The sequence below is a fragment of the Enterococcus sp. 9E7_DIV0242 genome (genome assembly GCF_002140975.2).
Lineage (GTDB): Bacteria > Bacillota > Bacilli > Lactobacillales > Enterococcaceae > Enterococcus_L > Enterococcus_L clewellii.
The window spans coordinates 596,297-610,823 of the sequence record NZ_CP147247.1 but is presented as its reverse complement, the minus strand read 5'-3'; the positions used below and the strand labels follow the sequence as shown (position 1 = coordinate 610,823).

Annotated in this window: 14 protein-coding genes and 1 tRNA gene; 10 read left to right on the top strand and 5 right to left on the bottom strand. The window is 37.7% G+C overall.

Translation table 11 applies throughout. The features are described from left to right. Window positions 1-49: 49 nt before the first annotated feature. From A5888_RS02970 to A5888_RS02960, 3 genes are all read right to left on the bottom strand, one after another. Window positions 50-565, bottom strand: coding sequence for a hypothetical protein (locus A5888_RS02970; protein WP_339101903.1), 516 nt, complete (start codon window positions 563-565; stop codon window positions 50-52). 563 nt (window positions 566-1,128) lie between these two features. After that, window positions 1,129-1,422 (bottom strand): hypothetical protein, encoded by a 294-nt coding sequence (locus tag A5888_RS02965; protein ID WP_086347759.1) that lies wholly within the window; start codon window positions 1,420-1,422, stop codon window positions 1,129-1,131. 679 nt (window positions 1,423-2,101) lie between these two features. After that, a tRNA-OTHER gene (locus A5888_RS02960) sits at window positions 2,102-2,196 on the bottom strand. A gap of 571 nt (window positions 2,197-2,767) precedes the next feature. On the opposite strand from A5888_RS02960, the gene A5888_RS02955 reads away from it, so the two are divergent. Together A5888_RS02955 and A5888_RS02950 are read left to right on the top strand one after the other, a co-directional pair. Beyond that, window positions 2,768-3,148 (top strand): DUF4430 domain-containing protein, encoded by a 381-nt coding sequence (locus A5888_RS02955; protein WP_339101902.1) that lies wholly within the window; start codon window positions 2,768-2,770, stop codon window positions 3,146-3,148. Next, window positions 3,135-3,695 carry an ECF transporter S component gene (locus A5888_RS02950; RefSeq protein ID WP_086347754.1) on the top strand — a complete coding sequence of 187 codons (561 nt, stop codon included), beginning with the start codon at window positions 3,135-3,137 and terminating at the stop codon, window positions 3,693-3,695. Before A5888_RS02955 ends, A5888_RS02950 begins: the two co-directional genes overlap by 14 nt. Window positions 3,696-3,755: 60 nt before the next feature. Here the strand turns inward: A5888_RS02950 and efbA are convergent, their stop codons facing one another. Continuing rightward, entirely contained in the window at window positions 3,756-5,453 is a 1,698-nt protein-coding gene (efbA, locus tag A5888_RS02945) for a fibronectin-binding protein EfbA (protein WP_339101901.1), read from the bottom strand. A 219-nt stretch (window positions 5,454-5,672) separates the two neighbouring features. Between efbA and A5888_RS02940 the strand changes: the two genes are divergently transcribed. The 3 genes from A5888_RS02940 to A5888_RS02930 all read left to right on the top strand — a co-directional run bounded on the left by A5888_RS02940 (window position 5,673) and on the right by A5888_RS02930 (window position 7,662). Further along, window positions 5,673-6,617: a haloacid dehalogenase-like hydrolase gene (locus A5888_RS02940; protein ID WP_339101900.1), complete on the top strand. Its 945-nt coding sequence runs from the start codon at window positions 5,673-5,675 to the stop codon at window positions 6,615-6,617. A gap of 144 nt (window positions 6,618-6,761) precedes the next feature. Beyond that, window positions 6,762-7,349, top strand: coding sequence for a TetR/AcrR family transcriptional regulator (locus A5888_RS02935; protein ID WP_086347753.1), 588 nt, complete (start codon window positions 6,762-6,764; stop codon window positions 7,347-7,349). Window positions 7,350-7,401: 52 nt separating this feature from the next. After that, window positions 7,402-7,662 (top strand): hypothetical protein, encoded by a 261-nt coding sequence (locus tag A5888_RS02930; protein ID WP_086347752.1) that lies wholly within the window; start codon window positions 7,402-7,404, stop codon window positions 7,660-7,662. A gap of 33 nt (window positions 7,663-7,695) precedes the next feature. Here the strand turns inward: A5888_RS02930 and A5888_RS02925 are convergent, their stop codons facing one another. After that, a complete protein-coding gene (locus A5888_RS02925) occupies window positions 7,696-9,345 on the bottom strand; it encodes a phosphoenolpyruvate carboxykinase (ATP) (protein ID WP_086347751.1) in 1,650 nt (549 codons plus the stop codon). A 401-nt stretch (window positions 9,346-9,746) separates the two neighbouring features. Here A5888_RS02925 and A5888_RS02920 point away from each other — a divergent pair, with 401 nt between their 5' ends. The 5 genes from A5888_RS02920 (at window position 9,747) to A5888_RS02900 (ending at window position 14,371) form a co-directional block, all read left to right on the top strand. Continuing rightward, window positions 9,747-10,421, top strand: coding sequence for a hypothetical protein (locus tag A5888_RS02920; RefSeq protein WP_086347750.1), 675 nt, complete (start codon window positions 9,747-9,749; stop codon window positions 10,419-10,421). Between the two features lie 123 nt (window positions 10,422-10,544). Beyond that, complete coding sequence (locus tag A5888_RS02915; RefSeq protein WP_249274402.1) at window positions 10,545-11,123, top strand: GNAT family N-acetyltransferase; 579 nt, start codon at window positions 10,545-10,547, stop codon at window positions 11,121-11,123. 447 nt (window positions 11,124-11,570) lie between these two features. Next, window positions 11,571-12,569, top strand: a complete 999-nt coding sequence (trpX, locus tag A5888_RS02910; protein WP_339101899.1) for a tryptophan ABC transporter substrate-binding protein — start codon at window positions 11,571-11,573, stop codon at window positions 12,567-12,569. 137 nt (window positions 12,570-12,706) lie between these two features. Beyond that, window positions 12,707-13,591 carry an ABC transporter permease gene (locus A5888_RS02905; RefSeq protein ID WP_086347748.1) on the top strand — a complete coding sequence of 295 codons (885 nt, stop codon included), beginning with the start codon at window positions 12,707-12,709 and terminating at the stop codon, window positions 13,589-13,591. Beyond that, window positions 13,592-14,371 (top strand): ABC transporter ATP-binding protein, encoded by a 780-nt coding sequence (locus A5888_RS02900; protein WP_086347747.1) that lies wholly within the window; start codon window positions 13,592-13,594, stop codon window positions 14,369-14,371. It abuts the gene before it with no gap. The last annotated feature ends 156 nt before the right edge of the window (window positions 14,372-14,527 follow it).

Genomic DNA, 14,527 nt, shown 5'->3' with positions numbered 1-14,527 from the left:
AATCCCTGTCACTCTTAATGAACAACAGGGATTTTATACCACAAACAGATTACATAGGTTCTACATAAAACTCAATTCGTTGTCTTTGCCAGCCCGCTCTGACAAGATTATTTGCCTCAGCGGAGCGCACATAAACCCAGGCAGGATTATTAGGGTTATACATTCTATATATAGGTTCGCCAAATGTGTAAACCATAAACATTGCAGTACTTTCACTGTTCCAACCGTTCTTTACTAAATGAGCTCGTTCGGATGAATCAGTGGTTAGCATATGCCTATCCATTTTGGGATTGTACAGTCGCCAAGCCTGTTTTCTTGAAGTATACATTTGTGCAGAAAGAAAATAAAAATTTGTTTTTCCATATGTTTCATTTCTCCATTCGTTTCTTACTAAATGATCTCTTTCACTTTCGAATTGAGTATACAGATGATCGCCGTTTTTTGGATTATATAGCCTATATACAGGCCCGCCCCCATTTATATCAGCTTCTGCTTTGCTAGAAAAGAATACAGAAAACGCAATTACCATAAGGAACCCCATCAATAAAACTTTCACTTTCTTCATAATTACACATCCTTTACTTTTTATAATTGAATTTTACCATAAAAGCGTTTTCTTATGCTCTTTTGGAAGGTTAAAATATAACAAATGTTATATATGTTGTGCTGTTTAGTTGTTAGGATATTTGTATTTTTTTATCAGTTTAACCAATAAAATATGTTTATTTTGACTATTTGTTTTGAATAACAAATAAATTGATTTTCGAAAAATATGAAAGTTTAGAAATTGATGTTCTTTTTGAAAGAATGTGTATTTTAGTTTAAGAACGAATGTGTACATAAAAAAAGCACAAACAAAAATTGTATTTTGTTTGCACCGACATCAGTTGTCAAAAATCGTTAATTTATTGTGAAATAACTGTAGAAAATAAAAGAGGACCTGTTACTCAAGTGAGTTTCAGGATCTCTTTATTTCCTCTTTTTTAAAGTACTGGTTTTCTTTAGCATTTAAATAGAAGATAAACTTCTCAAGACCTACTGCGTTTATCAATTGTTGTCCTGATTCCCATAAATGATGTTGAAACTCCTCATAGCTAATCAAATGAGCCTCGTATTCATCTATCAGGTTCATTGAGCAATCGCTTTGAAAGGCTTACTCACAAATTCCCTTATAAAGCTGTTTGGATTTCTAACAGCGAATTTCTCAATGATTAATTGATTTCTACTGTTGTAGTGTCCGAACACTGACAATTCGAAAGTATTATCATCTAAGAACATTATCAAGTTAGCTAAGTCACGACGTGCAACAAAGCAGTTGATGTTCTCGTTATGAGTGTGGAGTGTAAATCTTACTAACATCTCAGGAAATGCAGAAACGAGTCTGATTTTATCTGCAATACCGGTAGCAGCTCTTTTATTCATATGAAATACCTTCTTTCTTGAATATCTCTTCTCTTAGATCGCTATATCGCATAATTTTTGTAGTTGAAAAATCTGATAGCTTACTTTCTCTTTTGAATTGTGTGTGTCCTGTTTCCTCAATCGCCAGTTCAAATATATGAAAATGGTCAGCACGAGTGACAGGGAAAGTAGCAATGTAGTTCCTTTCAGTTTTAAAGTTGAAAGTCCAGATTTGATAGTAAGTATCATCGATTTTGAATCTATTCGCTGATAAACGACGAAACGGATGAACTTCCATTTTGTAGAAATAAGTATAAGCTGTTGCCTTTTTTGAGATGAATAGTTTTTACATATCTCATAAAATCACCTTAAAAATGATTGTAAGAACATTCATTCGTTTTGTTGAGAGTTAAAGAGGATAGTTTATGAAAAGAAAATATTCACGGTAAGGAAGACAATGTTGCATTTACTAAAAAAAGCCCATACTATGTTGATAGTAGGACTCTTTTAGATATCTAGTTATCGATTTGTAACTTTTGCATATGCGTAATTATGTTTTCTAGTTAAAGCGAATGCAGCGATTAAAATCAGAGAGCCAACACTTAGTATTAATTTCATGAGCATCATCCTTCCTAGTTTATATAAGTTTTCTTAATTTGGGCAAATATATGTTAAACCCTTAATTTAAAAGGGTGTTTTACGTGGACGGTAGGATTCGAACCTACACCTCTATCTATGGATTGAGAATAAACATCTGTTAAGCCTCAGGAGAGTTGAAACACCACGTTCATCCACTTAATAATATAAGAAAAAGCAAAAGCTTATTTTTTGATTGTATAAAGCAGTAGTGTGTTTCGTTCCGATTTTTCAAATAGCTGATAATAGTGAGTATCTGCTTTTGTTTTTGTTCATTTGTCGGAACGAAACATGTTGACTGCTTTCCTGTTTAGTAATCAGGGTTTTGCTTTTGGCTTTCTTTGTAGACCTTGAAGACAAAACCCAAAAATGAAAATCCAATTCCTTGAAACAGCCCCTTTCTTGTTTGCTGAGTTCATCATAACTGTTACAAGTTAAATGGAACATAAAAAAGTAAGAAGAAAAAAATACTTTTCATGAAGGAATTGTGAAAGTGATTAAAAAGAAGTAAAGAGTATGAAACAAGTCTTTATCTATTAATCGATAGTTGGTTCTCTTGTCATAATAAAATGGAAAAGGACATCCTGATATAGATGAAATGAACAATTCTAATGGCTATGGTACACTAAATAAGGTTTACACAAATAGAATCTATAGGAAAAAGGTATACGTTTGAACTGTAAGAAAAGGACTTTTACTTAAGCCTATAGAAGAAATTAGGAGAATAGGAATGAAAAAATTGATAGGATTTTCGAGTGTTCTGGTTTTAAGCTTATCCTTTATCAGTGGGTGTTCAGCTACTAAAAATACGTCAGATACAAGCTCGAACAAAGCCATAGAAGTGACCGTCTCATTGATAAAAGGCAGTGAAGTAATTGAAGAAAAAGAGTTTTCTACAACGGAAGAAACAACCTTGATGGAAGCGATGAAGGAACAATTCGACTTGAAAGAAGAAAAGGGTATGATTACTTCTATAGATGGAATCACTCAAGATGAAGCACAGGGTTATTACTGGGTGTATAGAATCAATAATGAAATGATCAATACCGGTGCCAACGAAACGAATCTGAAACAGGGGGATCAAATTGAATTCACCTATGAAAAATTCTGAGTCTCCGGAAAAAATGAGCTTTTCAGTCAAAGAGCTGGCTTATCTGGCGTTACTTGTGGCAGCCTGTGTTATCGGACGAATCCTCTTTCAACCGATTCCAAATGTTCAACCGATGACCGCAATATTTTTGATTATAACAAGTCATTTTGGGCTTAGGAGAGGCTTGATCGTCAGTTTGCTTTCTGTCATTATTACCAATTTATACATGGGGATGGGTGTATGGACGATTGCACAGCTATTGAGTTATGCTTCGCTATTGCTCTTGTTCAGTGGGTTACTTAAGATACCGGTACTTAGTCGCTCGTTCTTTGTACAAGTGATGTTTAGCTTTTTCGCAGGATTCTTTTATGGCTTCGTCATTTCAATCATTGATGTTCAGATTTATGGAATGCCAGCGTTTTTTCCTTACTATCTTCAAGGCTTGACCTTTGATTTTTTACACGCTATAGGGAATGTTGTCTTTTTCTTTTTGCTTACACCTATTTTTCAACGATTATTAGAAAACAGTGAGTTGAATCAAAAAAACACAACGAATAATGGGAAATAAAGGTTTCCTGCATTCGTCGTGTTTTTCTCTATCTAACCGCCCATTTGATAAAGTCGTGTTTTATGTTTGTTTCAGCTGTTGAATCGCTTCTTCATCGGGTGTGACATAAAGTGTTTTCTGGTTTTCGTAAATCACATATCCAGGTTTGGCACCATTCGGTTTATGCACATGCTTGACCTGAACATAGTCGACTGGGACTTGAGCAGATAAGCGGAATTTTGAATAATAGGCCGCTAGTAAGGCTGCTTCGAAGAGTGTTTTTTCTGAAGGATCAGGGTTTTTGATAATGACGTGTGATCCTGGAATATCCTTGGCATGGAGCCAATAGTCTGTTTTTTTAGCTGTTTTGAGTGTCAGTTGATCATTTTGCAGATTGTTTCTACCAACTAAAATGGTATCTCCCTCGGAAGAAAGAAAGGCTTCTGGTTTGCTGGGCTTTTCTTTTTTCTGTTTCTTGCTTTTTTGTTTTTTTACATAGCCTTGGCTGATCAATTCTTCTCTAATAATGCTAAGATCAATCGGACTAGCCAGTTCCAGCTGTGACAGAACCGACTCAAGATAGGTAATTTCCTGCTCTGTTTGCTCGATTTGCGCTTGAACGATCCGTACAGCATTTTTCAATTTTTGGTATTTTTGAAAATACTTTTGAGCATTTTGATTAGGCGTCAATGCAGGTCGTAACTTGATGAGGATAGGCTGATTTTCTTCATAATAGTTCTCGAGCGTTACCTCAGAAGCCCCTTTTGGTACTTGCGCCATGAATGTAGTTAGCAGCTCACCGTTTCTTCGATAAAACTCAGCATTCTCTGTATCATCCAGCGTGTTTCTCAGTTTTGAAAGCTTCGATTGATTTTTTTTCAGTTCATTCTCGATTTTTCGAATCAGCTCGCCGCCTTGTTGCTTCACACGGTCTTTCTCCGCTTTCCCACTATAGAAAGCATCTAATAACTGACTCAATGAAGCGAAGCTTGTTTTTTCTCCACTCAATGTGTGATACGCAATGGGAGTAAAAAATTCTTTTTTATTTGTTTGCGTAAGTGTTGGATTCGGTTGTTTGATCAGTTCCTTCCAAAAATCCTCCCAAACAGGAATTTTTCTACTTGGCTGTTCATTTAAACGAAAGGCTAATTCCTCAGCTGTGTCTCTACCTAGTCCTTGAAAGGTTTGTTGTAAATATCCGCTATTTATTTCATCAGCAGTAGAGAGTAACTCAAATACTTTTTCTTTGGAAACATGAAAAGGGTTTGGTTGGTCTTTTGCTGGAGGTGCGAGATAATCAACGCCAGGAAGTAGCGAACGATAGCTGTTTTGAGAGCTCCCAATATGCTTGATTGCATCAAGAATTTTTCCGGTTTCCTTATTCATTAAAACAATCGTGCTATGACGTCCCATCAATTCAACGATTAGAAGGATATTCTGCAAGTCTCCCAGTTCATCGCGTTTGTTAAAGGAAAAATGGATGATACGATCATTCTCAATTTGCTTGATGGATTCTAAAATTGCCCCATCTAAGAATTTCCGCAGCATCATCACAAAATTTGGCGGATTATCCGGATTGGCATAAACCATCTCAGTTAATTGGATCCTAGCATAGCTTGGATGTGCGGAAAGAAGTAGTTTGTGGTTCTTTCCTTTGGAACGAATAACTAAAACAACCTCATTTTCATAAGGTTGGTGAATCTTCGATATTCTCCCGGAAACTAATTGTTCCGATAGTTCAGTGATGATTGAATGGGTAAAAACTCCATCAAAGGACATGATATTCCCTCATTTCTATAGTCCATAATAGTTTCATTATAACGAATAAGAAATCAATAATAAAGAAAATACTCATAATTTACGCGGCAGAAAAATGCTATGCCTTTAAACTGACAAGATGCTAAAACCAAAGAAAAATAATTATTTTCCGTTTCTGCTTTCGTTTTATTTGTTGGATAGAGTATAATAGGTATAGACAAATTTTTAGGAGGCTAACAAATGGTAAAACGATTAATCAGTGCAAGTTATAGTGAGGTTGCTCAAATGTCAGCACAAGAGCTGAAGCAATCAATTAAAGCGAGTGAAGGTCGGACGATTTTATCTGAGAATGTTGTGATGGCGTCTCCTCAAGCGGGAGATATCACCAACGCAGAAGTTGCGACTGCATTCGGTGCAGACTTGATTTTACTGAATGTTTTTGATTGTTTCAATCCAATCATTCAGGGATTGCCGGGAATGAGTATCGAAAAATTGATGGAGTATCTTCAGCATCCTGAAAAAAATAAAGAGAATCCAGTTGCTGAATTAAAAAAACTTGTTGGTCGTCCAGTAGGCGTGAATTTAGAGCCTGTTGATGAGCAATCTGCAATGTTCAGTGAAAAATTAGAAATCTCTAAAGGAAGAATAAGTTCGAAAGAAGCGATTCAAAAAGCGGAGGAACTAGGTTTTGACTTCATTTGTTTGACTGGTAACCCTGGAACAGGTGTAACGAACAAAGAGATAGCTAAGGCTGTAGCGGTAGCAAAAGAGAATTTCTCTGGATTAATAATCGCTGGGAAGATGCACAGTGCCGGGTCAGATGAACCTGTAGTCTCAACTGAGGCAGTAGAAGATTATGCCAAAGCTGGTGCAGACATTCTACTTCTGCCAGCTGTTGGTACTGTTCAAGGCTTTACAGAGGATAATCTAAAAGAAGCTGTAGCGATTGCGAAAAAATATGATCTGCTGACGATGTCTGCCATTGGAACAAGTCAGGAAAGTGCCAATAAAGAAACAATTCGACAAATCGCGTTAATCAACAAAATCTGTGGCGTAGATATTCAACATATCGGTGATGCAGGCTATGGTGGTCTGGCACCTGCTGAAAATATTTATGAAATGTCTGTAGCGATTCGTGGGATGCGTCATACTATCAATCGCATGGCTCGTTCGGTCAACCGCTAAAAATAGAGAGAGCACTGTGAGAAAAGAATCACCGAAAGACGGCTTTTCGTCAGGTGATTCTTTTTTTATTGACAAGAATAATAACTGTTGTATAATTATTATGAATAAAAAAATAATTTCGTTCATAATAAAGGAGGGGACGATTTGGCAAGAGGACCCAAAGGCTTTTCTGAGGAAGAAAAGACTGTTTTAAGAGAAAAGCTTTGCATAGAATGCGAAAAGCGCTGGGCTTTATTCGGGTACAAAAAAACCAGTATTGGGGAGCTTACTTCGGCAGTGGGTATTTCTGCCGGGGCATTTTATCTGCTTTTTTCTTCGAAAGAAGATTTCTTCTGTGAAACACTGGTACGAGTCAGGACTCATTTGAAACAAAAAATCATGGAAATCATCCAGACTAACAGAAGCAAAGAGGGATTTGCAGCCGCATTAAAATGGCATTTTCAGGAATTTGAGCGAGCGCCATTTCTTTATGATTTAGGTTCCCCTGATTTTATGGCTTTTTTAAATAAAATACCAAAAGATCGTGTAGATGAAATGCAATTTGATAGTAAGGCATTTTTCTTTGAAATGGTTGATGCCTCCAATTTAACATTTAAGATCGATCAAGAAAAAGTATATGAGGTCATCAATACACTTTTGTATACAGTAGAACTGAAAAAGCGTGCGCCATATGATTCGGGATGGGTATTTGAGTTTCTAGTGAGTAATGTAATGGATGCGTTGTTTAAGTGATAAGAAAACTGATTACCGTTGAATTTATTTTATATTTAGGAGGAAAGAGAAGATGACAAAACAGGAAAAACCAATGCTTCATAAGGTATTAGGATCAACAGAGAAGCTGATAGAAGCGACCTCTGGAATTGAGATAACCTTACCTAAACCAAGTAAACGGTCAATGCGCATGAGCGCAACGACAAATAGCATTATTGGGGTAGGTCTGGTAGCCTATGGGTTGTTAAGTCCACATAAATGGACATTGATTTTAGGCGCAGCAAGTATTGCCGGCGCAGTAGTTTCACATAATGAATCAAAAAACTGCGATTGATTTTTAACCGCAGTTTTTTTGATTTACTAAATTCTATTGATCGATTTTAGTGATTAACGCAGAAAGAGCGGATTCAGCTTCATTAGGGAGTGCGTTGTAACCTTCAAAACTTGTCTGTTGCTTTTTGATAAAATCTAAACGAGCAGTCAATCGCTGTCTTATCTTTTCCAGATAATGAGGATTGCTAAAGTCTGGGATGTGCTCATTTACAGGTAAGTAACTCATAGAATCGAATGAACCAAATGAGAGAAACGTTGCTTGTTGTTCTACAATTTTATCTATGCTGCTTAAGGTTTCTGTCGGTTGAATTTTTACGCCGTTAAAATAACCGGTATTCAAAATATAACAGTCGGTTCCCTTTTGGAAAAGTGCTAAAAAGTCTTCGTAATCTTCTGCTAAAGGATAACAGCGAAAAGGATTAGCGAAGGGCTCGATCACTAGCTGCTCTTGATCAAAAGCGATACTGAGATTTTCAGCGCTGGATCGTTTTGTTGCCAAGGTTACACCAAACAATGCAGCTAAAACCGGGTCCTCAATTTTAACAACAGGTGGCAAGCTATCGTCTTTCATGATCCAGTATACAGCATCGATTTTTTCCGTTAGATGATTTTTTCGATTCGGCGTAGAAAGCGAAGATTTTACCGTGCGTCCATTTCCGTTTCGAATGTCTTCTGTAACCAGCACCTTATTGTTTTCATCGTCCAAGGTAACCCCGATATTTTGACAGGTCAGAAAGTAAGTGACGGCAGGATCACTCATAGGATAGTCCTGCGTCTTATCAAAATAGGAAGGCTCAAGTGCTATAGATGAGCCATTTTCCTTGGAGATGATAAAAGCATCATCATGTAATACAGTAACAGCTTGTTCGTTGTGGTGCTTTGCCAATGTAATCGTTGATTTTCCAGAACCTGATAGACCGAAGGCAGCCATGGTATAGGTGCTGTCTTCTTTTTCGTATTGCTTCATCCCTCCATGACAAGCGATGAAGCCGTTACGATGTGCAGCAGCCCAAGTCAAGCTCAAGGTAGCCTTTTTCAATTCTCCAAAATACCGTAAACCCAAAATAGCCGCAGAATTGTGAAGCGGATCGATAAGGACAAGTCCTTGCGGGAAATCAGGATGGACCCAATCAGGATCAGCTACAATATAAAGATCGCCTTCGTTATAAGCAGTAGAAGCAACAAATTTCTTATGAAAAGCAGTATCAAAAAATTGGAAATTTAACAAATAGGAATAAAGATTTCCTTCAAATCCTTCTGGCAGCATAAGATGTCCACGGAGCATAAAGTCGCCTGATAACCCAATACCAATTGTCGCTGCGCGGGTTTTCTTTTTTGAAAGTTGATACATAGCTTCCCGTAATATCCCACTGTAATAGTTCTCATCGACCCCAGGCTGTCCAATAATGCGACGCGCAGTGGCCGTTCTACCAACAACAGAGCCGTCATTTGTGACTAAAACACGACTGTCTGTTGGCAGTCCAAGTAGTTCCGGCTGACAAACGAAAAGATCGGTCACTATGGTTCTGGATGCCATCTTCGCTAGCTGATAAGCTTCTGCGATGGATTGGATAAAGGAAACATTGTTTCCATAAAACATGGTTTCCAGGGTATTTCTTACAGGAGAAAAAAGTGGATTTGATTTGTTGATCTCCTTGTGGGAAAACTGCTTGATTGAACTCATAAACAACACTCCTGACTTTTATTGTTTACTAGTATGTACTAGCTTTTTGAAGGGAAGACATGCGAAAGATAGTCCTTCTAAGAATAGACGAAAGAAGAAATATGTGTACTATTGAACATGCAATCATGGATATCGCTTTTTTTCACCCAAATTGCCTCAAGTGTGAACTTGCTGACTTTCATATTCGTTTTCTATAGTGTACCATAGTTGTTTTTATATTGAATGCGTTTTCTATAACGAATTTCATCAGTTTTGCTAGGCAAAAAAAGAATCTATTAGTATAATAGAGGAGAGATAAGGAAAATATTATGCGGGAAGTTCAGCAGCTGATGTTGAGGAACCGAAGAGAAAGACGGAACAATCATAATAATCAATTGTTCTGGAAATAAGGAGAGAAAATATTGGAAAAGAAGCCACAAGGAAATACTAATGAACCAAAAAATACAGGAAGTACATTGAATAAACAGCAACAATTGTTGCTACGAGTGGGAATTGCAGCAGTTGTCGTGGTTTTAGCGCTTATTCTGATTATTCCGCGCGCACAAGCCAACATTCGTTCATCACAGATCAATTCATTGGTAGATGTGGCATTTTCAACAAAAAAAGTAAAATTCGCTGATTCAAAAACAATCGATAAAGAAATCAAAGAGAGTCGAGCTGCAACCGTAATGTTCGCCGTGCCAAGTGGAAAAAAATATGATCAGTTGATTTCCTTATTCAAGGATGAGCCAACAATGCAGTCATTCAGCCGGAGTATGACCATTTACCCAATCGTATATGATGCAGCAAATACAGAAAAGAAGTATAATGTAAAAAAGGATGAAATTACAGTCATCTTTTTTGAAGGTGGAAAAGAGAAAAATCGCTTTACTGTCGATGAGAGCATGGATGTGAAAACAGCATTTATTCCTAAGTTGAATGAGCTGCCTTTAGCTGCTGTAGATCCTGCAACCCAAGAGCAAACGCCGACAGAAACACAGGATACGACACCACAAGAGAATGCGCCGCAAGAAACAGGTGAAGTTGCACCAAATGAGGAGCAGTTACATCAAGAGAAATTACAGACAATTCAGTAAGCTGACGGAAAGAAGGGATTAAGATGAGAACGATGATTTTATTCGCTTTAAGTATCTTTTATCTAATAATGAACGCAAATAGGAAGCCTGCACCGGTCCCTGTTTATGTAAGAAGGAATTCTCGTGATCGTTATTGATTGGAAGAAGAAGGCAGCAGTGTTATTTAATAGAAAGAGGGGTCCGGCAAAGAAGCAGGAGCCCTCTTTCAAGTGGTCTAAAAAGAAAACAATCTGTCTGAATGAGCGATTGCGATTGGTTGCTTTTGACCAGATGAGAGAAGAATCTGTGGCTTGGTATCAGGATGAAAAGAGTATGAAGAGTATTGTCGGCAAACCTATAACTTATGATAGAGAAAAGATCATACAGATGTATGACTGGCAAAACAAGCATGGTGAGCTATTTTATATAGAGTATTTAACAGATGGTTTTTATCGAACGATCGGAGATGTCTGGCTTGCAAAAAATGACTATGCGATCGTTATAGATCAAAAGTATCGTAATCGTCATATTGGTCGTGAGGTTACCAAATACTTTATTTATAGAGCAAGGAAAAACGGCTGGGACACTATGTTTGTAAGCGAGATTTTCAATTGGAATAAAGCGTCACAAAAGATGTTTACCAGCTTGAAATTTTATCCGTTCAAGGAACATAAAAATAGTTGGAGCTATCGGAAACGATTGAACGTATCTCCGAGAAAATAGGTTCACTTGATGTGGACTCTCTTATTTTGTTACCAGCAAGATCCTGCGATGGAAATGATAAAAAATATGTGTTAGTTTTCAGAATTTTCTTGACAGGACTATTTACTTAGGTGTAGACTACGTTTAACGAAAAAATAACAGGAGGAATCAGACATGAAACAATTATCTAACCTAAAAAACCAAACATGGCAAAACTGGCGTAGATAAGTTGTATGTATGATTCTTCATAGATACAGCTTTAGAAGACAAATGATGGATTCTAAAATTTGTATCTATGCTGGTTCTTTTGATTGATTAAGATATCAAACCACATAGATAACTATCTATGTGGTTTTTGTGTAAGAGCAGTGACCACTCCTATGAGTCCGTCACTGTTCTTTTTGTGTAATTAATATAATAATTGATAAGAAAAATAATGAGCACTTATTCAGCATAGGAGGGAAAATAATGAAATCAAAGAAATTATTAGCAGTACTCACTGTCCTTGTTCTATTTTTGATTGTTTCATTTTTTACAGAAAAAAACGAGGAGGTAAAGGAAGATCGACCAACTGTTGGGGTGTTACAGTTTGTCAGTCATCCGGCTTTAGATGAAATCTATCGAGGGATTCAAGATGGATTAAAGGAAAGCGGCTATAAAGATGGGGAGAATATGACGATTGTTTTTCAAAACGGTCAAGCAGATCAAAGTAAGCTCTCAACGATGAGTCAACAGCTGATCGATAAGCAATCAGATGTATTGATCGGAATTGCGACACCTGCTGCACAAGCATTAGCGAATAGTACGAGTAAACTACCGATTGTATTAGGTGCAATTACGGATCCGGTAAGTGCCGGTTTAGTAGAGTCAAATGAAAAACCAGGTAGAAATATCACAGGGGTAAGTGATAAATCACCTGTGGAAGCACAATTTGATTTAGCTGTTAAGCTATTGCCAAAAGCAGCTTCTGTTGGGATTCTATACTCCTCCGCGGAAGAAAACTCAAAATATCAGGCAGCCGAAGCTGAAAAAGCGGCGAAGGCACTTGGACTTACAGTGAAATCTTATGTTGTTCCTTCTAGTAACGAGATTGCGCAAACTGTTCAAGTAATGTCCAGTGAAGTGGATGTTATTTATATTCCTACAGATAACACGATTGCGAATGCCATGCAGACTGTAGTCAATGAAGCGGATAAAACAAAAACACCAATTATCCCTTCCGTTGACACAATGGTCGAAGAAGGTGGTTTGGCAACTGTGGGCATCAATCAATATGAGTTAGGGATACAAACTGGGAAAATGGCTGCTGATATTTTATCTGGGAAATCAGATCCAGCAACTACACCTATCTATACCTTTGAAACAGGAGACATTATCATCAATGAAGCGCAGGCGAAGAAACTGGGTATAACTGTTCCGGAGGATATTTTGAGTGAAGCGAAGCTTGTCGGAACAGGATCAGATTAAGACGAAAATTATTCCAAATATTAAAAAAAAGAATATGTATGGTGTGCTAAAGAAATGAAGTGGAGCTGTTTTTGAAACAGTTGTTTATAAGAGAAAAAATAGTTCGAGATAAATAGAAAATGACAGGAGTGGATAAAATGATTGTTTCAGCGATAGGGCAAGGCATGCTGTGGGCGATTTTGGGATTAGGAATATTTATGACGTATCGGATTTTAAACTTTCCCGATATGACAACAGAGGGATCATTTCCTCTTGGTGGTGCGGTTTGTGTGACAGCCATTACACATGGTGTATCTCCTATAGTAGCAACGATACTAGGTGTTCTTGCGGGCATGGGGGCAGGATTGGTTACTGGCTTGCTCTTTACCAAAGGAAAAATCCCGGTAATTTTATCTGGAATACTGGTAATGTCCGGACTAAATTCAGTGATTCTTTATGTAATGCGAACACCGAATCTATCTTTATTAAATCAACCAAAGATACAGGATATCTTTTCTTCATTAAAATTACCTAATTATTTTGATATTATCTTTTTAGGAGTCATTGTTTTAGCATTGATCATCGGATTGCTGCTCTTTTTCTTCAATACAGTTCTTGGACAAGCGTATATCGCTACAGGGGATAATGAAGATATGGCACGTTCGATCGGAATCAAGACAGATACGATGAAGATTTTGGGGCTGACACTTTCAAATGGCATCATTGCCCTCTCAGGTGCATTGATTGCTCAAAATGATGGGTATGCAGACGTCAATAAAGGGATCGGAGTGATCGTGATTGGCTTGGCTTCTATTATCATTGGTGAGGTGCTCTTTGGAGAACTGACATTTGCAGAACGCTTGGTGGCAATCGTGATTGGAAGCATTATCTATCAGTTGCTAATTTTGGCAGTGATTAAGCTTGGATTCGATACCACTTATTTGAAAATCTTCTCTGCAGCAATTTTAGCCGTTTGTCTGATGATTCCTCAGCTAAGAAAAGCATTGAATCTCAGAGGATTTTCTGGAAAGGAGGAGAGATAGATGACTGTTTTGCAAATCAGCCACGCTAAAAAAATTATTGATAACGGGATGAACGAAAAGAAAGTTATTTTGAATGATGTGTCCCTTGATATTCAAGAAGGAGATTTTATCACTGTATTGGGTGGGAATGGTGCCGGAAAAAGCACGCTGTTCAATAGTATTTCAGGAACCTTGGGCCTAACGGATGGGAAAATCATCATTGATGGAAAAGAGATCACTTCCTATTCTGAAGAGAAGCGCGCACATTATTTCTCTAGAGTATTCCAAGATCCTAAGCAAGGAACTGCACCACGGATGACGGTAGCAGAAAATTTACTCCTAGCTTTGTATCGAGGGCAGCGACGATCATTAAAACCGCGAAAATTGAATGAGCAGCGTGCTTTGTTCGAAGAAATATGTAGTGAGGTCGGAAATGGGCTTGAAGAACACCTGGATACGCCGACGGGTCATCTTTCCGGGGGGCAAAGACAAGCCTTGAGCTTATTAATGGCTACACTAACGAAGCCGCGTTTGCTATTATTGGATGAGCATACAGCAGCCTTGGACCCAAAGACCTCGAAGCAGCTGATGAAGCTGACGGACCAAAGGATTCAAGATGGGAATTTGACTTGCTTGATGATTACTCACCGCATGGAGGATGCCCTGAAATATGGCAATCGGTTGATCGTTATGCAGAAAGGCCGGATTGTCAAAGACTTGAAAAATGAAGAAAAAGCTAGTCTTAGTTTACAGGATCTCCTGATGTTCTTTGAAGATGGAGAAGAACTGGCCGTTGAATAACCCTATCAATTATTGATGTTAACTGGAAAAATCAGTCGAGAATGACCTGATTTTTCTAGTTTTTTCTATTTATATGGAAGTTTCCATCACTGTTTTCAGTGTTCCCTTGAATGAAAAGTTCTTCTCGTGTTAAAATGGCTAACAGTGAAAAGGATA

Bases quoted from the DNA above. Each gene is read 5' to 3' on its own strand.
- A5888_RS02970 (WP_339101903.1), bottom strand. From the start codon at position 565: ATGAAGAAAGTGAAAGTTTTATTGATGGGGTTCCTTATGGTAATTGCG.
- A5888_RS02965 (WP_086347759.1), bottom strand. From the start codon at position 1,422: ATGAATAAAAGAGCTGCTACCGGTATTGCAGATAAAATCAGACTCGTT.
- A5888_RS02955 (WP_339101902.1), top strand. From the start codon at position 2,768: ATGAAAAAATTGATAGGATTTTCGAGTGTTCTGGTTTTAAGCTTATCC.
- A5888_RS02950 (WP_086347754.1), top strand. From the start codon at position 3,135: ATGAAAAATTCTGAGTCTCCGGAAAAAATGAGCTTTTCAGTCAAAGAG.
- efbA (WP_339101901.1), bottom strand. From the start codon at position 5,453: ATGTCCTTTGATGGAGTTTTTACCCATTCAATCATCACTGAACTATCG.
- A5888_RS02940 (WP_339101900.1), top strand. From the start codon at position 5,673: ATGGTAAAACGATTAATCAGTGCAAGTTATAGTGAGGTTGCTCAAATG.
- A5888_RS02930 (WP_086347752.1), top strand. From the start codon at position 7,402: ATGACAAAACAGGAAAAACCAATGCTTCATAAGGTATTAGGATCAACA.
- A5888_RS02925 (WP_086347751.1), bottom strand. From the start codon at position 9,345: ATGAGTTCAATCAAGCAGTTTTCCCACAAGGAGATCAACAAATCAAAT.
- trpX (WP_339101899.1), top strand. From the start codon at position 11,571: ATGAAATCAAAGAAATTATTAGCAGTACTCACTGTCCTTGTTCTATTT.
- A5888_RS02905 (WP_086347748.1), top strand. From the start codon at position 12,707: ATGATTGTTTCAGCGATAGGGCAAGGCATGCTGTGGGCGATTTTGGGA.
- A5888_RS02900 (WP_086347747.1), top strand. From the start codon at position 13,592: ATGACTGTTTTGCAAATCAGCCACGCTAAAAAAATTATTGATAACGGG.